General features: G+C 45.1%; 21 protein-coding genes. 14 read left to right on the top strand and 7 right to left on the bottom strand.

Features of this window, described 5'->3' with window-relative positions:
• Nucleotides 1-56 precede the first annotated feature (56 nt).
• Both RBH76_03640 and RBH76_03635 read right to left on the bottom strand, forming a co-directional pair.
• Nucleotides 57-818, bottom strand: coding sequence for a 3-hydroxybutyrate dehydrogenase (locus tag RBH76_03640; GenBank protein ID WMJ84533.1), 762 nt, complete (start codon nt 816-818; stop codon nt 57-59).
• A gap of 270 nt (nt 819-1,088) precedes the next feature.
• On the bottom strand, nt 1,089-2,456 hold the full coding sequence (locus RBH76_03635; protein WMJ84532.1) for a sigma 54-interacting transcriptional regulator: 1,368 nt from the start codon (nt 2,454-2,456) through the stop codon (nt 1,089-1,091).
• A 306-nt stretch (nt 2,457-2,762) separates the two neighbouring features.
• Between RBH76_03635 and RBH76_03630 the strand changes: the two genes are divergently transcribed.
• Nucleotides 2,763-3,698 carry a 3-hydroxyacyl-CoA dehydrogenase family protein gene (locus RBH76_03630; GenBank protein WMJ84531.1) on the top strand — a complete coding sequence of 312 codons (936 nt, stop codon included), beginning with the start codon at nt 2,763-2,765 and terminating at the stop codon, nt 3,696-3,698.
• Nucleotides 3,699-3,947: 249 nt separating this feature from the next.
• Here RBH76_03630 and RBH76_03625 read toward each other — a convergent pair whose 3' ends face one another.
• The gene (locus RBH76_03625) at nt 3,948-4,739 is read right to left on the bottom strand and encodes a methyltransferase domain-containing protein (GenBank protein ID WMJ84530.1); all 792 of its coding nucleotides are present in this window, start codon (nt 4,737-4,739) and stop codon (nt 3,948-3,950) included.
• Between the two features lie 149 nt (nt 4,740-4,888).
• Between RBH76_03625 and RBH76_03620 the strand changes: the two genes are divergently transcribed.
• Together RBH76_03620 and zupT are read left to right on the top strand one after the other, a co-directional pair.
• A complete protein-coding gene (locus RBH76_03620; GenBank protein ID WMJ84529.1) occupies nt 4,889-5,497 on the top strand; it encodes a TetR/AcrR family transcriptional regulator in 609 nt (202 codons plus the stop codon).
• A gap of 129 nt (nt 5,498-5,626) precedes the next feature.
• The gene (gene zupT, locus RBH76_03615) at nt 5,627-6,436 is read left to right on the top strand and encodes a zinc transporter ZupT (protein ID WMJ84528.1); all 810 of its coding nucleotides are present in this window, start codon (nt 5,627-5,629) and stop codon (nt 6,434-6,436) included.
• Between the two features lie 336 nt (nt 6,437-6,772).
• Here the strand turns inward: zupT and RBH76_03610 are convergent, their stop codons facing one another.
• Genes RBH76_03610 through nagA form a run of 3 tightly spaced genes read right to left on the bottom strand, consistent with a single transcriptional unit; the run spans nt 6,773 to nt 9,604 of the window.
• Nucleotides 6,773-7,669 (bottom strand): hypothetical protein, encoded by an 897-nt coding sequence (locus RBH76_03610; protein ID WMJ84527.1) that lies wholly within the window; start codon nt 7,667-7,669, stop codon nt 6,773-6,775.
• Nucleotides 7,670-7,673: 4 nt separating this feature from the next.
• Nucleotides 7,674-8,414, bottom strand: a complete 741-nt coding sequence (locus tag RBH76_03605) for a 6-phosphogluconolactonase (GenBank protein ID WMJ84526.1) — start codon at nt 8,412-8,414, stop codon at nt 7,674-7,676.
• Between the two features lie 14 nt (nt 8,415-8,428).
• Entirely contained in the window at nt 8,429-9,604 is a 1,176-nt protein-coding gene (gene nagA / locus RBH76_03600; GenBank protein ID WMJ84525.1) for an N-acetylglucosamine-6-phosphate deacetylase, read from the bottom strand.
• A 234-nt stretch (nt 9,605-9,838) separates the two neighbouring features.
• Between nagA and RBH76_03595 the strand changes: the two genes are divergently transcribed.
• The 4 genes from RBH76_03595 to RBH76_03580 all read left to right on the top strand — a co-directional run bounded on the left by RBH76_03595 (nt 9,839) and on the right by RBH76_03580 (nt 13,943).
• Complete coding sequence (locus RBH76_03595) at nt 9,839-10,900, top strand: LacI family DNA-binding transcriptional regulator (GenBank protein ID WMJ84524.1); 1,062 nt, start codon at nt 9,839-9,841, stop codon at nt 10,898-10,900.
• Nucleotides 10,901-10,953: 53 nt separating this feature from the next.
• On the top strand, nt 10,954-11,991 hold the full coding sequence (locus RBH76_03590) for a TRAP transporter substrate-binding protein (protein ID WMJ84523.1): 1,038 nt from the start codon (nt 10,954-10,956) through the stop codon (nt 11,989-11,991).
• A 90-nt stretch (nt 11,992-12,081) separates the two neighbouring features.
• The gene (locus tag RBH76_03585; protein ID WMJ84522.1) at nt 12,082-12,642 is read left to right on the top strand and encodes a TRAP transporter small permease; all 561 of its coding nucleotides are present in this window, start codon (nt 12,082-12,084) and stop codon (nt 12,640-12,642) included.
• Nucleotides 12,639-13,943, top strand: a complete 1,305-nt coding sequence (locus RBH76_03580; GenBank protein WMJ84521.1) for a TRAP transporter large permease — start codon at nt 12,639-12,641, stop codon at nt 13,941-13,943. The genes RBH76_03585 and RBH76_03580 overlap by 4 nt, the downstream gene beginning before the upstream one ends.
• 535 nt (nt 13,944-14,478) lie before the next feature.
• Here the strand turns inward: RBH76_03580 and RBH76_03575 are convergent.
• Nucleotides 14,479-15,864 (bottom strand): hypothetical protein, encoded by a 1,386-nt coding sequence (locus RBH76_03575; GenBank protein ID WMJ84520.1) that lies wholly within the window; start codon nt 15,862-15,864, stop codon nt 14,479-14,481.
• A gap of 296 nt (nt 15,865-16,160) precedes the next feature.
• On the opposite strand from RBH76_03575, the gene RBH76_03570 reads away from it, so the two are divergent.
• From RBH76_03570 to RBH76_03540, 7 genes are all read left to right on the top strand, one after another.
• Nucleotides 16,161-16,526: a YlxM family DNA-binding protein gene (locus RBH76_03570; GenBank protein ID WMJ84519.1), complete on the top strand. Its 366-nt coding sequence runs from the start codon at nt 16,161-16,163 to the stop codon at nt 16,524-16,526.
• An 18-nt stretch (nt 16,527-16,544) separates the two neighbouring features.
• On the top strand, nt 16,545-17,873 hold the full coding sequence (gene ffh / locus RBH76_03565) for a signal recognition particle protein (GenBank protein WMJ84518.1): 1,329 nt from the start codon (nt 16,545-16,547) through the stop codon (nt 17,871-17,873).
• Between the two features lie 75 nt (nt 17,874-17,948).
• Entirely contained in the window at nt 17,949-18,191 is a 243-nt protein-coding gene (rpsP, locus tag RBH76_03560; protein WMJ84517.1) for a 30S ribosomal protein S16, read from the top strand.
• Nucleotides 18,192-18,206: 15 nt separating this feature from the next.
• A complete protein-coding gene (locus RBH76_03555; GenBank protein ID WMJ84516.1) occupies nt 18,207-18,440 on the top strand; it encodes a KH domain-containing protein in 234 nt (77 codons plus the stop codon).
• Nucleotides 18,441-18,549: 109 nt separating this feature from the next.
• Nucleotides 18,550-19,065: a ribosome maturation factor RimM gene (gene rimM / locus RBH76_03550; GenBank protein WMJ84515.1), complete on the top strand. Its 516-nt coding sequence runs from the start codon at nt 18,550-18,552 to the stop codon at nt 19,063-19,065.
• A complete protein-coding gene (gene trmD, locus RBH76_03545; GenBank protein ID WMJ85191.1) occupies nt 19,055-19,801 on the top strand; it encodes a tRNA (guanosine(37)-N1)-methyltransferase TrmD in 747 nt (248 codons plus the stop codon). Before rimM ends, trmD begins: the two co-directional genes overlap by 11 nt.
• A gap of 3 nt (nt 19,802-19,804) precedes the next feature.
• Nucleotides 19,805-20,530, top strand: coding sequence for a DUF554 domain-containing protein (locus RBH76_03540; GenBank protein ID WMJ84514.1), 726 nt, complete (start codon nt 19,805-19,807; stop codon nt 20,528-20,530).
• Nucleotides 20,531-20,610 lie beyond the last annotated feature (80 nt).

Below are 20,610 nucleotides of genomic sequence, written 5' to 3'. Positions count from 1 at the left end.
AGGCGAGGCTAAATTATTTTATTTAGCACGACAACAGCATGATTGCAAATGCCTTGTCAATTGGCTGTCCAGCCCCCGTCTATAGGAAGTGCGATGCCTGTAATATTAGCTGCGTCTTCAGAGCAAAGGAACTTGACAACAGATGCGACAGTTTCGGGCTTGAGCATAGTCTTGATTGCCGCCTTCGCAAGCATAATATCGCTGATGACCTTTTCCTCAGGAATATTGTGGTTTTTTGCCTGTGCCGTAATTTGCCCTTCAACCAGCGGTGTCATAACATAGGCAGGGCAAATGGAGTTGACCGTAATCCCGTAAGGACCGCCCTCAAGCGCGGCAGTTTTGGTAAGCCCGAGCAGACCGTGTTTTGCTGAAACATAGGCCGATTTAAACTCCGATGCAACAAGACCGTGAATAGAATTCAGGTTAATAACCCGTCCCCATTCGTTCTGCCGCATTGAGGACCAGCAATATTTTGTAAGCAAAAAGGGTGCTGTCAGCATGAGCGACATCATGAAGTCCCATTTGTCCTCAGGAAAATCTTCTATTGAAGCGACATTTTGAATTCCGGCAATGTTAACAAGAATATCGACCCTGCTGTACTTTTCAAGAGTATAATCAACCAAAGCCTTGCAGTCTTTGCGCTTGCTTAAATCGGCAACAGAAAAATCTCCCCCGACCTCTTGCGCCGCAATTTTAAGTTTTTCTTCGTTGACGTCTGCCATTACAACCTTAGCACCCTCCTGGGTAAGTGCATGTGCCACGGCATAACCGATACCGCTTGCCGCGCCAGTAACAATTGCAATTTTGTTTTCTAGCATAGAATCGCCTCCTCAATTTTAATGCCCATATGCCACGTAATTGGTTAGGGTATTTACAAATTGATATATGCAAATTCTATGCCAACTCAAATTTTTGTGCAATTTTACCCTGAGAATATGATGTTATGTACATACTATAAACAAAAAACAAAAAAACTGTCCGCACGATGTAAGCGTTGCAGACAGTTTTTTAAATGCCGTGTAAGGAAAAGCGAACACTTGCTAAAAAAACAATAAAAAGTGTTATGCTTTGTGTACACTTTGCGGTAATTATAGTTCTTTAGTATCCAGAGATATGTTGTATTTAACCATTTTTTCATAAAGGCTAGTTCGGCTTATTCCCAGTTCGTTGGCTGCGTTAGTTTTTACCCCGTTGTGCTTTGAAATGGCACGCAGGATTGTTGTACGCTCGGTATCTTCAAGAATATCTTTAAGATTCATTTTTTCAAAGCCGAAGTCGGTCCCCAAAACCTTGTTTTGCAGATGCTTTATCTTAATTATGCCGTCTTCGTCAACAAAATTTGAGGCACGCTCCAGCGCATTTTCTAACTCGCGTATATTGCCTGGCCAATCGTAAGTTTTAAAATGTTCCAACGCACCCGCTGAAATACCACGCAGAGAAATATTTTCTCTGACAGAAATTTTTTGCATAAAGTGTTCAACCAACTCGGGAATATCCTCTTTACGATCGCGGATGGGCGGGATATGTATGCTGATGACATTCAAACGATAAAACAAGTCCGCCCGAAAACTGTTTTCCTGAACCATCTTGTGTAAATCTTTGTTCGTGGCGGAAATAATTCGGATGTTGATGACTTCCCCAACCGAGGAACCAACCCTTCGAATTTCCTTATCCTGAATGGTGCGCAAAAGCTTGACTTGCATGCTCATAGACAGATCGCCTATTTCGTCAAGCAGCAGCGTTCCGCCGTTGGCCGCCTTAAGTAGTCCGGGCTTTCCGCCTTTTTTTGCGCCGGTAAAGGCACCTTCCTCATAGCCGAACAACTCCGATTCAAGCAGTTCTGACGGAATGGCAGCACAATTGACACATATCATCGGACCATTTCGCCGCCTGCTCGCATTGTGAATTGCATGTGCGACCAGCTCTTTGCCGGTGCCACTTTCTCCGGTAATCAATATATTGGAATTTCTGACAGCAATTTTTTGTATGGTTTCTCTAAGGCTAGATATTTCGCGACTTTCTCCGATGATGTCGTACACTGAATATTTGGCCTCGTTAATTCTGCCATACTTGCTTCGGTACAGCGAAAGCTGGCTTTCCATATCCATTATTCTATCATGCAGTGAGTATAGCTCCTTGGTGTTTTTGAATAACACGCGCCCAAATGCCCCAACAACTTTTCCATCTTTGTAAATCGGTATCCGTGTTGCAATCATGGTCTGATTCTTGATACGCTGGGCATCCGCAATTTCTGGCTTTCCTGTTTTCATCACTATGTGCATTCTTGTATTTTCAATAACATCGGTGACATGCCGACCTAGCGCATCTTCCTTTTTAATTCCCAAAAATTCCGTATACGCCTTGCTCAGCTCAGTGATGATTCCAGCCTTATCCACAATAACAATTGCTTCGTTGGTAGCATTAAGGAGAGTATCCAGCAATAGCGCTTCGTCCATAGTCGGCTCCTTTGTTTTATATATTGCAGTGATGCCTGTTGAAATGATTACCATTTATTAGCAGATAATTCCATCATAACGCAAGCCTGTCTAATAGTCAACATGTACGGAAAAATTTACATAATTATTATTTTCAACGCATACAGCAAGTTACTATATGTGTCCAAAAAGTTCTACCATTTCTGTTTGTTTGTTTATTTTTCTAATTTTTATTGACATATGAAAATATTTTTGTAATATTATCAATAAGAATTATATTGAAAAAAATGGAAACCAACAAAAAGACAGTAAAGGAGGAGCATATACATGGCAGAAATCAAAAAGGTTGGCATCGCTGGAGCAGGTACCATGGGTTTTTCTCTTGCACAAATCATCGCGCGGCACGGGTATGACGTTTATCTCTACGACATTTATGAGCACGCTATCGAGAAGGCAAAAAAAATCATGCGCCTCAATCAGGAAACTGAGGTCAATGAAAATATCCTGACTCAGGAGCAATCGGAGGCATTGTTAGCGCGCATTCAATGCGGCACAACTACCGACGGGTTTAAAGATGTCGATTTTTTGGTAGAGGCTATCCTAGAAAAAATTGACGTCAAGCATAAATTCTGGGGCGAAATCTCCAAAATCGTAAAGCCAGACACCATTCTGGTCAGTAATACTTCTGGTCTAAGCATCACAAAAATTGCGCAGGTCATTGAAGGGCCTGAACGCTTCGCGGGTATGCACTGGATCAATCCACCGCATATTATTCCGTTGGTTGAGGTGATTTCTGGTGAAAAAACTGCGCCTGAAACAGCAGACGCCGTTTATACGTTCTGCGAAATCCTCGGTAAAAAACCTGTTCGAATTAACGATGCCCCTGGTTTCGCTCTCAACCGTATTCAGTTTGCCATATTGCGTGAATGCCTACATATCTATGAGCAGGACATCGCGTCCATCGAGGACATTGACAAGGTCATGAAATATGGCCTTGGTCCACGCTACGCCGTCTTTGGCCCGTTTGAGGTTGCCGATCTTGGTGGGCTAGATATTTTCCACAACATATCATCTTATCTTTTTGCAGATCTCGGAACAGAAAAAGATTGCTTTAGCAAGCTTAAAGAGAACTTTGAGGAGAACCGGCTCGGTGTTAAAAATGGCGCCGGTTTCTATGATTATTCAAACGGGCGCGACATGGATGTTATCCGTTACCGTGACGAGATGTATACTAAAGTGGCAAAGGTGTTGTTTGGTCAGTAGCTTTTAGGCAGTTTGATTTATTTAGCTGATCGTAAGCGTTTGTTTCGTGTGTGGTATGTATACCACGCGTCTTGATAAGAACGGCTTCGCGCTGGAGACGGTAGTCACAGCGGCCATGTATATATCAAACAAATCCCTGAGTCTGCTATTTACTCAGGGATTTGTCTAATTGTATTCAACTTTGCCCAATGGCTTGCAAGTATAAAGCATATATTCCTTTGGAATGGGGGACATGCGAGTGTGGGCTTTCTATATCTTGTTTCTGAGCAACCACGTTACACCCGTCAAGATATTTTCCAAGTCATCACATTCGAGCTCCTGGCTTTTTATATAGCCTTCAAACAAGGCTTTTTTGTCAGGATGCTTTTTTATTAATTCATTCGCTCGCCGTACAATAGATTTGGTGTTATAATCGTTAATATCGTCATCCATGTCATCTGTAGAGGCGCTATCTACCAAGGTTAATCCAACTTCTTTAAAAAGATCGAGCCATTGTGCATAGGTTAGATACTCATTGCCCGAGTAATTGCTTTGTTCATTTTCATCCGGTTTTAAATAAGCATCGTCTATAATGATAAATCCGTCTGTTTTAATAACGCTTTTTAGCTTTTCTAGGGTTACTTTTGGCGAACCTAATACATCTCCGACGGCACCTAAAATGACACCATCATAGCTTTGAGTAGTACTGATTGTTTTATTGATGTCCTCAACCGCAAACAAACACAAGGAAGTTACCCCTTGTTCTTCTGCCTTTTTCTTAGCAAATTCAATGAACTCAGGAACGATGTCCACTCCTCTGACATTTACGTTTAAAGCTTCTGCCAGCTTTACGCTAACAGCGCCCTTGCCGCAAGCCAAATCCAATATAGTTGTGTTAGAGGCAAGGGGAATATTCTTGCTTATCAGGTCAATAATGCTCTGGGGCTGGCTGCCAAGTTCCCATAAATCTTGCAAAAGATACGGAAGATAAGGAAGCAAGTCGGTTGTTTCAGCCGTCAATGATTTTGCCAGTTTTTCATCTACTTGATCGATTGTTTTCATAAAAATAAAGCCCCCTCTAAAATATGAACTATTCTTCGTATTCTTATTATAACACTTACGTTATATCTGTCAATACGAATAATTCTTCGTATTCGTTGACGTTGTTTGGGGATGGCAGTATAATAAAGGGATAGCGGGAGGCGATTTGAATGGATGAAACAAAAATACGTGAGCCGCAACAAAAACGCGCTATCGAAAAGAAAAATAAGATAATACTTGCGGGGTTGAGCCTTTTTTCAAAAAAAGGCTATCACAATACAAATACAGTTGAAATTGCAAAGCTAGCAGGTGTTTCGACCGGTGCGCTTTACAGTTACTTTAAAGACAAAAAGGCTATTTATATTGAGGCCTTTGATTACTTTCTGAATGAACATGCAGTACCGATTTTAGACAAAGTTGCGCAACTGCCATCCCAAACTGACTTGACGGTTTTCGTGGAAAAAATAGTAGATGCATTTCTGGTCTTATATAAGGATACGTCCAACGCTATGTTGGAGCTAACAAATACGATGTCGATAGACGAAGATATCAGCAGATATTTTTGCGACTATGAAAGCTGGTATTTTCTCAAGTTTGCCGAGGTTTTTAAAAAGCATGGCATATATCATGATGATATTTTGGAAAGAATCTATCTCGCCTACACATTACTCGATTTGCTCGGCTTAGAGCAGACAAACTATCACCATAAATTTATTCGTTTTGAAGTACTAAAAGCAGAAGTAGTCTCTACTATTACGAATTTGCTGACAGCAGAGTAATAAGTGTAATATTATCTAGGAGGAAATTATGTTATCAAAAGAAAAAGTAGTAGATGCTGCTAAGAAAATATATAAAGACGCTTTACATCAAATGTTGGTTGATATTTAAACTGAGAAGGGATACTGATTATGGATATTTCGAATGTACTATTCGCTTTTTCATTAACACTATTTGCGGGCTTGGCTACAGGAATTGGTAGCGCGCTTTCATTGCTGACTAAAAGAACGAACCCGAGATTTTTGTCAGTGGCTTTAGGTTTCTCGGCTGGAGTGATGATATATGTATCCTTTGTTGAGATTTTTGTGAAAGCCAAAGATGCTTTAGTTGCTTCTTTGGGTGTAAAAATGGGGACGTGGGTTACTGTTGGTGGTTTCTTTTTTGGTATTCTTCTTATTGCAGTAATAGACAATTTGATTCCATCCACAGAAAATCCCCACGAAGTACATACGGTAGAAGAGATGGACGGGGAAAGTGAGAGTCATAAATCTCACCTGATGAGAATGGGGTTATTTACCGCTTTAGCAATTGGTATTCATAATTTCCCTGAAGGGCTGGCGACATTTACAGCTGCATTAAGCGATCCGAGCCTTGGCGTCCCGATTGCGGTCGCGATAGCTATCCATAACATACCTGAAGGAATCGCTGTGGCAGTACCTATCTTCTATGCAACCGGAAGTCGGATGAAAGCGTTCAAATTATCATTTTTGTCCGGGCTCTCTGAACCATTAGGCGCGTTGATTGGTTATATTCTTCTGTACAGATTTTTTAACGACGTGGTGTTTGGTTTTATCTTTGCATCCGTTGCAGGGATTATGGTTTATATAAGCCTTGATGAACTACTACCTTCTGCAAGGGAATACGGTGAGCATCATTTGTCCATTTATGGATTAATTGCTGGAATGGCTGTTATGGCAGTGAGTCTTCTGCTTTTTATTTAATCAATAACTCAAACATAAATGGGGAAGAGGATATGCAAAAAAATGGTAGGGAACACGATATAGCCAAATATTTAGATAAGTTTCAAAACTATATCAGAGGCTCTAGCAAAACGGGAATCTTTCTAAGGCAGGCGCACAGGTGCCTTTTTTGAATTAAAAATTCCCCCATGCGAGGTGGGGCAAAACTAAAATTGCCACTAGCGTACGCTAGTGGCAATTTTTATTAGAACTTAATAATAAAGCACTTTCAAATTTCCAAAGGATTGCATCACAAAACACTACATTTATTAAAACTTCAAGAATGCCCAAAACTCTGGCAACCCTTATAATTTATATTTATAGTGGCTTTATGCAGATAGAGTAATGCTTGCTGGCAAGGGGAGAAACCTCTTGAATGTCATTTTTTTGTTCCAACATGGCACTATCGCTTTGCTTTCCTGTCATTCCCGCCCACGGCTCTATACATATGAAAGGAGCGCCAGCATAAGGAGCCCACAACACACAATATTCAAACCCGGTAAAATCAACCTGCGTTCCGCTGTGCGACACTGTGTTTACCAGTGTAACGCGGCTTGTTTGCGATTTATTGCAGGAAAGAATGATGGAGCGGTTGTCGACCAAATTCGCAACTGGAATATCAGGCCCGACGTCGACGCTTTCGCCCGAACCGGACTGTAAGCCGTCTACCACTCTTATACGCACAGCATCCAAATCGCCGCATAGTCTCAATCGGTAATCTTCGAGTTGCTCTCCTTCCGAAACAGGCAAAGCATAAGCATAATGACTGCCGATAGAAAAAAGCAAACGCTGGTTTTCCGAAGGATTGAAAACCTCATATTCGACAGACAGGCAATCGTCCTGCAACGTGTAGCGAATCCGCAGGTGAAACCTGAATGGGAAAACTTTCTGAGTAGAAGGGCTGTCGGTCAAAAGAAGCGTGGCAGAAGTCGTATCCTTATTTTCCAAAACAAAAATCTGCTCCCGCAAAAATCCGTGCGGATTCATCTCATAATCCACGCCTTCATACTGGTAGCGATTATCCGGCAGCATTCCACAAATGGGAAAACAAACTGAGGTGCGCCGGGGCCAGACAGAATCTGAATATTTCCATGCATGGCTTCTGCCGGTGGTTTTATCGAATATCTCCTCAATATGTCCGCCGCAGGTTGAGAAAAGCACTCGTAATACATGGTTTTCAAGAGCGATTATTTCTGCTGATTGATTTTTTGGCAATGCATTACACCTGGAACAACCCTGAAGCGCTGGCGTTATCTATGAATAGATGCCAGTCAGGATGCGTTTTTAGAATTGTAGCCGGTACCTGAGGGGTTACGGCGAGGGTAAGCGCATCTTTTATGGCTTGGGCTTTCACCGCGTGCGGCACGCAAGAGATAATGGTTTTGCAGGCAAGAATTTGCTTGACGGTCATAGTGATCGCCTGTTTTGGCACATCGTCAATGGTTGCGAACCAACCTTCGCCGACCTGCTGATTTTTACACTTGTCATCCAGATTAACCACCATATATGCCGCATCAGTTTCAAAATTTGCTGGCGGGTCATTAAACGCAATATGAGCGTTCTCGCCAATACCAATCAGGCCGACATCAACTGGTTCTTTTCTGATCTCATCGCTCAGTTGTGCAATATGTGATGCAACATCGCCCTCGCCATCTACGAAGAAAGCGCTTTTAAGCGTTACCTGTGAGGTGAATCTTTCTTTCAGATACTTTCTAAAACTTGCGGGATGGCTTTCCGGCAGGTTCACATATTCATCAAGATGGAACATTTCCACTTTGGACCAATCGACATTTTGTTTGATAAGAGCAGATATGGTATCAAACTGCGATGAGCCGGTGGACAAAACAAGCCGAGCTTTGCCTTTTGTGGCAATGGCGTCGTTGAGCGCCGCTGCCGCTTTTATGGCAGCAGCATTGCCCATTTCAACGGGCGTGCTCTTTACATTAATCGTCATATTCATAGGGATAAATCCTCCTATATGGTTTTAATACCAGAAACGTAGACCGACTTTATGGAAATATCGTTGTCAAACAGGACAAGATCGGCCTGCTTTCCAACCTCTAGAGAACCAATTTTGCTGTCCATATTCACAAATCTGGCTGGGTTGAGCGACATCATCTTGACTGCTTCCCACACAGACAAACCGGCTTGATACACCATTACGCGCACAAGACGGTCGGTAGTCGCAACACTACCGGCAAAACAAGACCTATCTGGCATTAGTGCTATACCGTCTTCAACAATTACCTTCTGGCCGTCCTTTTTAGAACCCAGTATGGACGGGCCATCTGGCATTCCCGCGCCTCGCATGCTGTCGGTGCATAAGCATATAGCGTTATGGTCCTTACAGCGCAAAATCATCCGCAACAAATTTGGCGGAAGGTGTATACCGTCAGAAATTATTTCAAGGGTCAACCCGTCGAGCAAATAGCCGCTTTCAACAACGCCCAGGGTACGCATTCCGTTTATCCGGACAATGCTGGACATAGCGGAATAAAAATGCGTCAGGTGTGTAATGCCATGCTCAAAAGCCTGCTGCATTTGTTCAAATGTAGCAGAAGTGTGTGCTGCCGAAAGCAAAATACCGCTGTCAGCAAGGCGGTCTGCCATCTCAAGCGCTCCCGGAAGCTCCGGTGCGAAAGACCACCGTTTGATATGTCCTCTTGCATAGGCCAAGATCTTTAAATAATGCTCAGGATGAGGATGCATCAAATAGCGTTCGTCCTGTGCGCCCTTGTGCTCACTCGCGAAATAAGGGCCTTCAAGATGCAGGCCAAGCAAATGTGGCATATTTTCTTTTACTTCCAGCGCCTGATGGTAAGCGTCTATCGCAGCATACAGATCTTCGTCGTCGCTGGTCAAGGTTGTCGGCATAAGGGCAGTTGTTCCGTGGGCCATTTGTGTTCTAGCTGCCCCAATTACATCACGCACGCTGCCGTCCATAAAGTCGTATCCGCCGGCGCCGTGTGTATGTAAATCAATAAACCCGGGCGAAAGATATAAACCCCGGCAGTCCACGATTTCCTCTTGGATTGCCGGCGCTTCGCTCATATCGCCCAAGCTGGTTATGATGCCATCTTTTTCTGTCAAAAAGCCGCGCTGAATAATCCTGTCTTTGCAGACAAGACGCGCGTTTAGAAATATTTTCACTGATCCACTCCTTTCGGAGCAAAAAGTTGTCGAGTCAAGCTTAATATATGCCATAGGTTCGAAAATTGTCAAGTGTATTATCAAAATGCAGGTATAATATAGCAAACTGCACAAGAAATGAAGTATTATTTGATTTCTTTAGCTAATTGAATTATAAAAAAATGTATGTTAAATTGTTAAGGAACCCTTAACGTAACCGATTACGTTAACGATTTCAATTCATAGGAGCAAAATATGAGCGGTCGAGTTACATTAAAAGATATTGCTTTGGATCTTGGAATTTCCCGTACCACGGTTCACCGTGCGCTGCACGGAAAGGAAGGCATCAGCGATCAGTTGCGGGCGACTATTCGCAGTAGGGCAGAAGAGATGGGATATACAGCTAACTATGTTGCGTCATCCCTCAAGCGCAAGACGGTTCGGCTTGCTGTCGTATTGCCACGCAAAGACGGAAAAGGCCAGTATTACCATAAATACTTTTGGAATTCTGTCGAAACCTTTTTGCCGGAAGCCAGTAGTTTAAACGCCTCTATTGAGTTTTACTCTTTTGAGGAAGACACCGATGAGCAGTTTGCGCTGCTTGGCACATTGCTTGAAGAAGAAGTGCCGGTTGACGGGTTACTAACTATGCCCGCCAAGTGCGATCCCAGCATGCAACAGATGATAGAACGTTTTGGATATCGTAATATTCCAGTGGTTTTGATCGACAACGATCTGCCCGGTTCCCATCATTTATGTTGTGTTGCACCTCATGATCACATGACGGGACGCCTTGGTGCAGAAATACTACTGACCACAACCCACCAAAAGGGAAAAATTCTTATTGCCAACGGAAGCGCTGACAGTGCTGCGCATATGCATAACCTGCAAGGCTTTCGCGATTATCTAAACGAAAACGGCAATCCGTTTGAACTGCTGGTAATACAGGAATATGGCAATTATGACCGATGCTACAATCAGGCGCTTCGCCTGCTGAAAGAGCACAAGGACATTGTTGCGTTTTATTCTGTAACAGCACGAAGCACACTGCCATTGTGTCATGCGGTCAAAGAACTCGGGTTTGCTGGTGTGTTGCGGGGGGTTGGTAGCGATCTGTTCCCAGAATCTGCCCAACTGTTAAGAGATAACGTCGTACAGGCGCTTATCTATAAAAACGCGTTTGACAAAGGCATGCTGGGCTTTCGAATTCTATTTGATTACGTGGTCAAAAATATCCAACCAAAGAAAACACAGGTTACAGTTCCAATCAGTGTTATTATGAAAAACAATTTGCGATTTTTTGAAAAATATATTTAGACTTGTCCCTTGTAAGAATAATGATATTCATGACAATAGGAGGATCAAGAATTATGAAAAAAGTATTATCGGCTCTACTCGTAGGAATCATGGTTTTATCGGTTGCTGGATGCGGTGGCTCCTCTCCGTCTTCCGCCTCAAGTGCGCCCGCTTCTCAGGGTTCTGAATCACAGGCAGCGTCTACAAGTGAAACTGTTTTTGAACTAAAGCTGGCAGAAAATCAGCCTGCCGACAACCCGATTTCTAAAGGTATGCAGATGTTTGCCGATCTTGTAGCCGAAAAAACCGGCGGCACCGTTAAGATTGAAGTATATCTCGACGCGCAGCTCGGCAACGAAAATGAGACAATTGACCAGATTCAGGCCGGAACTCTGGATTTTGCACGTATCAACACCTCTGCTTTGGCTGTGACGGCTGACTCCGTCGGCGTGTTTACGCTGCCGTACGTCTTCACAAGCCCCGAGCACAAATACAAAGTTCTTGATGGTGAAATCGGCCAGAGTGTCGTGAAGGATCTTGAGCAGTACAATATGATCGGCCTTGAGTTTTGGGAAGCTGGTTCCCGTAACTTCTACACCACCAAGAAGCCTGTGAAGAGTGTCGAGGACATTGCAGGATTGAAGCTTCGTGTGCAGCAGTCGGATGTTGCTATCAAGATGGTTGAGCTTCTCGGCGGTGCCGCAACGCCCATGGCATATGGCGAGGTTTATCAGGGCCTTCAGACCGGCGTTATCGACGGTGCTGAAAACGATTTTGTTTCGTACTACACCTCGGGTCACTATGAAGTTGCTCCCTATTTCTCGCTTGATGCTCACATGGCACCGCCCGCTATGCTGTTGATGGCTAAAAATGTTTGGGATGAGATGAGCGATAACCAGCGCACCGCGATTAAGGAAGCTGCTCGTGAAGCTGCAGTGTGGCAGCGTGATGCTATGGACACTTATCAGAATGAGGCACGCGCCAAGGTTGAGGAGGCAGGATGCCAGGTCTTTGAAGTTGAGGTTCCTGCATTCCAGGCAAAGGTTTCCGAAATCTATGATATGTATCCTCAGTATGCCGAGGTTATCGAGCAGATTAAGGCCGTATCGTAACTAGCTGCTTTATAAAAAACCATCGTGTCAATAGACGCCCCGGCACGATGGTTTTTTATTTTCTTAAACCACTATTGGAGGTTTTTTAAGGTGAATAATACCATAAGTGTTGTTCGCAAGGCCTTGGACAAAGTAGTAGATATTAAGCGGTATATTTGCGCAGTGCTGCTAATTATTATGACGTCGATTACTTTTGTTCAGGTCATAATGCGTTTTGTTTTCAGGGCTCCGTTTAGCTGGGCTGAAGAAGTTACCCTGATGTTTTTGGTGTGGTTCGGTTATATTTGTATGTCAATTGATATCTACACCGATACACATTCTGCTCTCTATTTTTTGTATAATAAGCTTCCTCCTCTGCCTAAAAAGCTTGCGGACCTGCTTCGTCATGGCGCACTTTTTTGGCTTTTCTATGAGATGCTCAAGTACGGTTGGATTATAACGAAGATGAATCTCCCCAAGCCCCAGCCCGCTACCCATTTTTCTCAGGGGTGGCTTTTCGCCCCGCTGGTTGTCGGCGGGCTCTTTATGCTGCTATATTCGCTCGTCAACTTACTGTCGGTTCTCCTCAAGCCGCTGTCTGAATACCATACGAAGCCAGACCACGAAAAGACAGTGGAGGAAATGAACATTGAAAGGGGGGGCACTGTATGAATAGCGTTGTCATGGGCACTACAATATTGTTTGGTGCTCTGATATTTTTGATGGCGTTGCGTGTGCCAATTTCCTTTAGCCTTGGAATATCTGCCCTTGTTACCGCTCTTTATCTGGATATACCCTTTCTCAATCTGTTTCAGAAAATGGCGACCGGCATTACGAGTTTCACCTTTATGTGTGTGCCATTCTTTATCATCATGGCTCAGATTATGACGGATGGCGGCATTTCTGACCGGTTGACGAAATTTTGCAACGTGTTGGTCGGACGTATGCGCGGCGGTACTGCAGTCGTTAACTGTGTAGTTTCGATGTTCTTTGGCGGAATCTCCGGTTCATCTATCGCTGACGTTTCTTCGATTGGTGGATTTCTGATTCCGGCTATGATTAAAGAGGGCTATGACCCGGATTACAGCGTTGCAGTTACCTGTACAAGTTCTGTCGAAGGCGTCATTATACCACCCAGCCAAAACATGATTTTTTACGTTGTTGCGGCTGGCAGCGGGTTATCAATCAGCACGATGTTTATGTGCGGATATATCCCAGGCCTTCTTTTGACCACGGCCCTTTGTATTTGTTCCTTTGTGATCGCAGTAAAAAAGAAATACCCTAAATCCCAGAAGTATTCTTGGAAAGAAAATATTAAAATTATCAGAGAAGCGCTGCTTGGTCTCGTTACAATTCTAATTGTTGCCGTCGGTATTACAGCGGGTGTTTTTACCGCTACCGAGGCCGGTGCTATAGCAGCTGTATATGCTTTGCTGATTACCAGCTTTGTTTACCGTACGATGGATTTTAAAAAGCTAATGGGTTGCCTGCTCAAGTCTCTGAAAACCCTCAGCACGATCATGGCGATCATTGCTACTTCTAGCGCATTCAGCTATGTACTCTCTTATCTGAAAGTGCCGACCAGAGTAGCCTCTGCGCTAACCTCGGTTTCTGATGAGCCGGCTGTTGTCATGCTCCTCATGATAATGATGATGGTCATTCTGGGATGTGTTATGGATATGGGAATTCTCATTATCCTGCTTACACCTATTCTCTATCCCGTAGCCATGTCTATCGGATATAATCCGTATCACTTTGGCCTGATTATTGTACTTACACTGGGTCTTGGTTTGTTGACGCCACCGGTCGGTACCTCGCTATGGGCTGGTTGTGCCATTGCAAACATTCCGATAGAGAAATCTGTCAAAGGATTTATGCCCTTTTATCTGACCTATGTGGTGGTTCTTGCATTGATTATTATCTTTCCTTCAATTTGCCTGCTCCTTCCCCGCAGCTTGGGTTATGTGGTTTAGGAGCTAAACCCTAATCACGTAAATCCTAGAATAATACCAAAAAATTTATGTGGGCCATCGAGCGCAATAACCTGTGAACTATATCGAAAGCATACGGAATTTGCCCGGCAATCTTCGCGTAAAGCAAAGAAACTATACGAAATAGAAACTTGTAATATGCACCGGAACAATTCTGGGAAATCAAAGTAAGTTTGCTTTTGCACAACATCATATTATTTAGTTGACGTTGTGATTATAGTCAGATCAGGTGCACGTATAAGTGTGAACTTTATCACTAAAAACAGTCGTTTCGGAATTCGCATTCGAGACGGCTGTTTTTAATATATTTACTTTGAAACCAAGCATTTATTCTGAACGAGGCTGTTTTAAAGGAAAACACCACACAAGTACAGCTTCTTCAAAAAAGTTCTCGCCTCTACTAGAGAAGCGCAACAATGGTGAGTATTACATTATTTTAAATACAGTAATAATAAAATCGAAGTCGACACCAAAGGGTGCCGGCTTCGATTACAGTTTTATAGCAAATATAAGTTTATTAATAGTATCTTTGTCTCGAACGGCTAAAGTTGACCAATGCACAGATCACGAGGCCGATCACCGAAAGAAGTGCGCCGATGCTGCAAACGATCATGGCTAGTCTGCGATAATCAGTTGCAGTTGTCGCATCGCTGACTGCTGGATTTGTCACAGTGGGCGCGCTCAGCTTATTTTCAGTCTTTTTAGTGGTACCAATAATGGTGGGAGAGTCATCATCGGACTGCTCGACAGTGGATGCAGGCGTAGAAGAGTTGTTGATAACGGCGGGAGCTGTCGAGACGGGGTTGTTGGCGACAGCTGGTGCCTGTGTTTGACTTGGAATACCATAGGCGATGTGATCAAAGCCGAAGCCACCGGTACCCGGGTTGTAATTGGTTTGGGTGTCGTTATCATAGATAACAGCGGTATCGTCGTCGTCGGTGTTGGTATTCTGTTCCGCGACTTTCAGCTTCATGTCAGATACGACATAGCGTCCAAGCGTTCGGGTGCGGATAACAAACGCATCATCATAAGAGTCGTAGGAAGCATTGATCTTTTTAAGGGTGTTATTATCCTCAACTTCGTATACATAGCTACTTCTATCGGCATTTAAATACAGATAGCCCAATTTATTAAAAGTAGCCCCGTTTCCGTTAAAAAAGTCCAAGTTCGCGTTGGGATATTTGTCGGCGATGTCATCGTCATAATCCGTATCCATACCGAGAACAATTTTTTTCTGATTATTAGTATTTACGACAAAATAACTATAGGAATCCGCCTCAAAATCGAAGGTTTCATCGTCGTATTCGTCAAAATCCTCCTCGGGAACGAACAACGCTGGCGTGATGGGAATGACGTTGGAGTCCTCAGGGGCGGTATAGCCTACCTCAAAGTCGACTTCAACCTGCATGTCGTCATAATCAAAGCCGTAGTCACCACTCTTTCTCAGTTTTACTGTGCCGTAAACATCGTTTTTTGCAGTAGTTGTAGAAGAGCGGGTTTTAGTTTTTATCGCAAGAAAATAGCAATATTTTGAAGCGGATAAATCTATGTTGCTACTGGGGGTGCCAATAAAACGCTTTTTGACCACCGAAAGCTTGTCAATATATGAGGAGCCACCATCCCAATCGGTTCTTATTTTAATGCCTCTGGTAGCAGTGCTTTCATGTACGCCGGCATAGCCCGAGCCCGAATCCGAAAGTAACGGGTAGTATATGGTCTCGCCATAGGGCACCGAGTCGTCTAGCTCCTCGCTAAAATCGACGTAGGAGTCATCCTCATCCAGCAAATAGCCGACATCATAGATTTCGTCGACAGGATATTCGACATCTGTTGCAGCCAAAACGCCGACAGAAAGTGTAAAAAGTAACGAACAGGCAAAAATGAACGCGAGCGTACGCTTCAAAGCGGTTCCCTCCTTTTTGGATAGTTTAACCATTATAACATAAAAAATGTTTGCGAACAACCTATTAAATAATGAAAAAAGTATGAAAATGAGGAATGAGGATAAAAGAATGCTTTTTCCCACGATGTTTTTTTAGTCCTTATACTTTATGACAAAATGCACAATGAGTGGGAATGAACCGGAGATTAACACAATATTTTGTGCTTAGATGTAAAGAGAAAACACTTGACAGGGGACGTGCGCTTCGCTATAATCATGAAGTACCAATTGCTGTTATAGAAAGGGAGCGCTGTTTTATGGCAAAGGATCTAAGTATTTCGATGCTTTATGATTTTTATGGCGACTTACTGACTGAAAAGCAGCAGGAGGTTATAGAGCTTTATTATAACGAAGATCTCTCGCTTTCTGAAATTGCCTCGCATAGCGGCATCACAAGGCAGGGTGTGCGCGATTCAATAAAGCGTGCTGAGTTTCAGCTTTCGGAATTTGAAGAACAGCTTGGGCTGGCAAATCGTTTTGAAGAAATAAAAGGCAGCCTTGACGATATATTAAAGAACGCCTTTGAAATTGAGCAGATCAATTCACGGCTCTACAACTCAAAAGACATCAGCACCCGTGTCAGCAGAATAACTAAGCTGGCGCGTCATGTGGCTGAACTGTAAGAACAATGGAGGACTGGCATGGCTTTTGAAGGACTTTCCGACAAGTTGAATTCCGTTTTTAAACGGCTGAAATCCCGAGGGAAGCTCAAGGAATCAGATATCAAAGAGGTTATGCGCGAGGTGCGCCTGGCGCTGCTTGAGGCCGACGTTAACTATAAGGTCGCCAAGGACTTTGTTGCCGCTGTTTCCGAAAAAGCAGTCGGTGCGCAAGTGCTTGAAAGCCTGACTCCTGCGCAGCAGGTTATTAAAATTGTCGACGAAGAAATGACGGCTCTGATGGGCACTGAGAATGTCAGAATTCGTTTTTCTTCTAAGTTACCCACCATCATTATGATGTGTGGCTTACAAGGTTCCGGTAAAACCACCCATTGCGCCAAGTTGGCCAAGCATTTTAAGGAACTGGGTAAACGGCCGCTGCTTGTGGCCTGCGACGTTTACCGTCCCGCTGCTATCAAGCAGCTTCAGGTTGTTGGCGAACAGGTCAAAGTGCCCGTTTTTGAAATGGGGCAGGGCGACCCGGTTCAGATTGCAAAAAAGGCCATTATACGTGCTCGTGACCATGGCGATGACATCGTCATTCTCGATACCGCCGGTCGTCTGCATATCGACGAAGCGCTGATGGGTGAGCTTTCTAACATTAAAGAAGCGGTTGGCCCGCACGAAATTCTGTTGGTGGTCGACGCTATGACCGGTCAAGATGCCGTCAACGTCGCCAAAACCTTTGACGAGCGACTGGGCATCGACGGCGTCATTCTCACCAAGTGCGACGGTGACACCCGCGGCGGCGCGGCGCTCTCTGTTCGTGCGGTTACAGGCAAGCCGATCAAGTTTGTCGGCATGGGCGAGCGGCTTGACCAGCTCGAGCCATTTTATCCTGATCGCATGGCCTCCCGAATTCTGGGCATGGGCGACGTGGTCACACTCATCGAAAAGGCACAAAGCACTGTCGATGAAAAAAAGGCGCAGCAGCTTGCGCAGAAAATTAAGAAAAATAGCTTTACCCTCACCGATCTTTTGGATCAGATGAAGCAGATACAGGGCATGGGGCCGCTGGGTCAGGTGCTCGGTATGATTCCGGGTGTTAAGATAAACGATGAGGATGCTCAGCGTGGTGAGAAGGAATTGAAAAAGATGGAAGCCATCATTTTTTCAATGACTTTGGCCGAGCGTGAAAAGCCCTCGATCATCGACCCCAAGCGCAAACGCCGTATTGCTGCGGGCAGCGGCACCCGAGTCGAAGATGTCAATCGCATTTTGCGTCAGTTTGAGCAGATGCAAAAGATGATGAAGCATCTGAAGAACACCAAAGGCCGCGGTATGCTCGGCAGAGCGGGTCTGCCGTTTTAAAGGCGGATCAACACAGGTTTTTCCCCACGATGCTGGGTAAAAATAATCTTATACAAAAACTAGGAGGTGACAGGTTTGGCTGTTAAAATAAGACTTCGCCGTATGGGTGCCAAGAAGGCTCCCTTTTACAGAATTGTTGTAGCGGATTCCAGATATCCCAGAGACGGAAGATTCATCGAGGAATTGGGCTATTATGATCCCACTAAGGAGCCTTCGGTTATGCAGATCGATGCAGAAAAGGCAAAGAAGTGGATCGCCAACGGCGCTCAGCCCACCGATACGGTGCGTGCGATCCTGAAGAAGAACGACGTGCTTTAATCATTGGAGGGCAGGATGGAACAGTTAATCAGCGTTATTGCCAAAGGCCTTGTCGATGACAAGGATGCGGTGACCGTCACTGCCGATGCGCCCGCTGAAGACGGAACGGTGGTTTATCACCTGCATGTCGGGGCGGAGGATATGGGACGCGTAATCGGCAAGCAGGGGCGTATCGCCAAGGCGATCCGTACCGTGGTTCGCTCCGCTTGCGGCAGAACCGGTGAGAAGGCCATAGTCGAAATCGACTGAGTTCTTCCGGTTTTAAAAACAAAAAGGGAGTGTCTCCAAATGCATCCCATGCATTTAGGGGCACTCTTTTTACCATCCGCACAATGGCGGTCGTTTGAGGAGAAAAGAGATGAAAAAACAATATCTTGAATGCGGTAAGATTGTCACCACACATGGTGTTATCGGTGAGATTAAGGTGCAGCCATGGTGCAATACCCCCGAGGAATTGGTGGAGATTGCAACACTTTATTTTGATGGCGGTAAAACTTCGCTAGAGGTGCAGCGCGGACGTGTTCATAAAAATATGGCACTCCTAAAGCTCAAAGGCGTGGACAGCATCGAACAGGCCCAGGCTTTGCGGGGCAAGGTTTTGTGGGCCAACCGCGACGACATTCCGCTGGAGGAAGGCGAGCACTTTATACAAGATCTCATTGGCATGACGGTAGTGGATGCCGACGACGGTCACACCTATGGCACCCTTTCCGATGTGACTGAAACGGGAGCCAACGACGTTTATCACATCACATTTCCAGACGGAAGCGTCCGGTTGGCACCGGTTATTCCGCAGGTTGTCATTTCCACCGATATCGATGCCGGGGTGATGTGTATCCGTCCGCTCAAGGGGTTGTTTGATGATGAAGATTGAGATTGCAACGCTGTTTCCCGAGATGTGTGAGCGCGTGGTGGATGAAAGTATCATCGGACGGGCGCGCCGCGCGGGCAAGCTGGACATCTCTTGTGTCAACATCCGAGATTATTCCGACGACCGCTTTCATCGTGTCGATGATACACCCTACGGCGGCGGCATGGGTATGGTGCTGGAAGCTGAACCACTGGCACGCTGCTGCGAGGCCTTTGGGCAGCGGCATCAGACTGATGAAAAACCTTATGTCGTTTATCTCTCACCTAAGGGGACAGTTTTTGATCAGCAAAAGGCGATTGAATACGCTAAAAAGCCCGCATTGCTGTTGGTGTGCGGGCACTATGAGGGCGTTGACCAGCGCTTTATAGAGGAGTGTGTAGATGAGGAGCTATCCGTCGGCGACTATGTGCTGACGGGGGGTGAATTGGCTGCACTCATCGTCACCGACGCGGTGGGCCGTCTTTGCGAGGGCGTGCTCTCTGACGCAGAGTGCTACACGCAAGAAAGCCACTACAACGGCCTTTTGGAATATCCGCAGTACACCCGCCCGCCCGAATGGCGCGGTAGAGTGGTGCCGCCGGTATTGTTGTCTGGGCACCATGCCAACATTGCAGGCTGGCGACGGGTGCAATCGCTGCATCTCACAGAGGTACGCCGCCCCGATCTATATGAAAAGGTCGAGCTGACCAAACAGGACAGAAAGCTGCTGGAAAAGCACGCTAAAGAGGGAGAATCTTGATGTATGACAGGAACCATTGTCAATGCGGCGGCAATTGCGGCGGGTGCTGCAATCGGGCTGCTGTTTAAAAAGGGTCTGCCAAAGCGCATAGAGGAAAATGCACTGAAGTTTGTGGGAACTGGTGTGGCGATTTTAGGTCTGAACGGCGTTATCTGCGCCATGATCACTGCCGACACTGCCACGGGGTTGCTCTCATATGAGGGCGGTATTTTGTTGGTGCTTAGCCTGGCTGCTGGTGGTATTATCGGCGAGCTTTTCTGCATAGAGGACAAGCTCTACGCAGGCGGGGTGACCATAGAGAAAAAGCTGGGCGCTCAAGGGTTTGCCAAGGGGTTTGTGTCGGCCTCGATGTTGTTTTGCATCGGAGCTATGGCGATTGTAGGCGCTCTTTCGGACGGGCTTAATCAGGACAGTAGCATTCTGTTTGTTAAGGCGACGCTCGACGGCATTACCTCCATTGTGTTGGCGGCGGCGCTTGGTTACGGTGTGTTGTTTTCAGCCCTCGCGGTGCTGGTTTATCAAGGACTGATTACGCTGTGTGCGGGGCTATTGGCGCCGGTCTTGGACGGCACTGAGCTACTTAACCAAATATGTATGGTGGGATATTGCATTGTTCTCTTGATCGGCACCAATATGCTAGGATCAACCAAAGTCAAGACTGCCAATCTTTTGCCGGCAATGTTGGGCCCTGTAATGTATAATTTTATAATGATGTTGAAAAATACTTAGTAAATTAGCACAAACAGCTTGTCCATACAGGCAAATTTATTGCGTATGCGTAGAAAATTGGCCGTATGACATTTAATTGC

The sequence above is a fragment of the Oscillospiraceae bacterium MB24-C1 genome (genome assembly GCA_030913685.1).
GTDB lineage: Bacteria > Bacillota > Clostridia > Oscillospirales > Ruminococcaceae > Yanshouia.
This window is presented reverse-complemented; position numbering and strand designations above follow the sequence as displayed.

Coding starts and splice junctions, on each gene's coding strand:
- RBH76_03640 (WMJ84533.1), bottom strand. CDS start 818: ATGCTAGAAAACAAAATTGCAATTGTTACTGGCGCGGCAAGCGGTATC.
- RBH76_03635 (WMJ84532.1), bottom strand. CDS start 2,456: ATGGACGAAGCGCTATTGCTGGATACTCTCCTTAATGCTACCAACGAA.
- RBH76_03630 (WMJ84531.1), top strand. CDS start 2,763: ATGGCAGAAATCAAAAAGGTTGGCATCGCTGGAGCAGGTACCATGGGT.
- RBH76_03625 (WMJ84530.1), bottom strand. CDS start 4,739: ATGAAAACAATCGATCAAGTAGATGAAAAACTGGCAAAATCATTGACG.
- RBH76_03620 (WMJ84529.1), top strand. CDS start 4,889: ATGGATGAAACAAAAATACGTGAGCCGCAACAAAAACGCGCTATCGAA.
- zupT (WMJ84528.1), top strand. CDS start 5,627: ATGGATATTTCGAATGTACTATTCGCTTTTTCATTAACACTATTTGCG.
- RBH76_03605 (WMJ84526.1), bottom strand. CDS start 8,414: ATGAATATGACGATTAATGTAAAGAGCACGCCCGTTGAAATGGGCAAT.
- RBH76_03595 (WMJ84524.1), top strand. CDS start 9,839: ATGAGCGGTCGAGTTACATTAAAAGATATTGCTTTGGATCTTGGAATT.
- RBH76_03590 (WMJ84523.1), top strand. CDS start 10,954: ATGAAAAAAGTATTATCGGCTCTACTCGTAGGAATCATGGTTTTATCG.
- RBH76_03580 (WMJ84521.1), top strand. CDS start 12,639: ATGAATAGCGTTGTCATGGGCACTACAATATTGTTTGGTGCTCTGATA.
- RBH76_03570 (WMJ84519.1), top strand. CDS start 16,161: ATGGCAAAGGATCTAAGTATTTCGATGCTTTATGATTTTTATGGCGAC.
- ffh (WMJ84518.1), top strand. CDS start 16,545: ATGGCTTTTGAAGGACTTTCCGACAAGTTGAATTCCGTTTTTAAACGG.
- RBH76_03555 (WMJ84516.1), top strand. CDS start 18,207: ATGGAACAGTTAATCAGCGTTATTGCCAAAGGCCTTGTCGATGACAAG.
- rimM (WMJ84515.1), top strand. CDS start 18,550: ATGAAAAAACAATATCTTGAATGCGGTAAGATTGTCACCACACATGGT.
- trmD (WMJ85191.1), top strand. CDS start 19,055: ATGAAGATTGAGATTGCAACGCTGTTTCCCGAGATGTGTGAGCGCGTG.
- RBH76_03540 (WMJ84514.1), top strand. CDS start 19,805: ATGACAGGAACCATTGTCAATGCGGCGGCAATTGCGGCGGGTGCTGCA.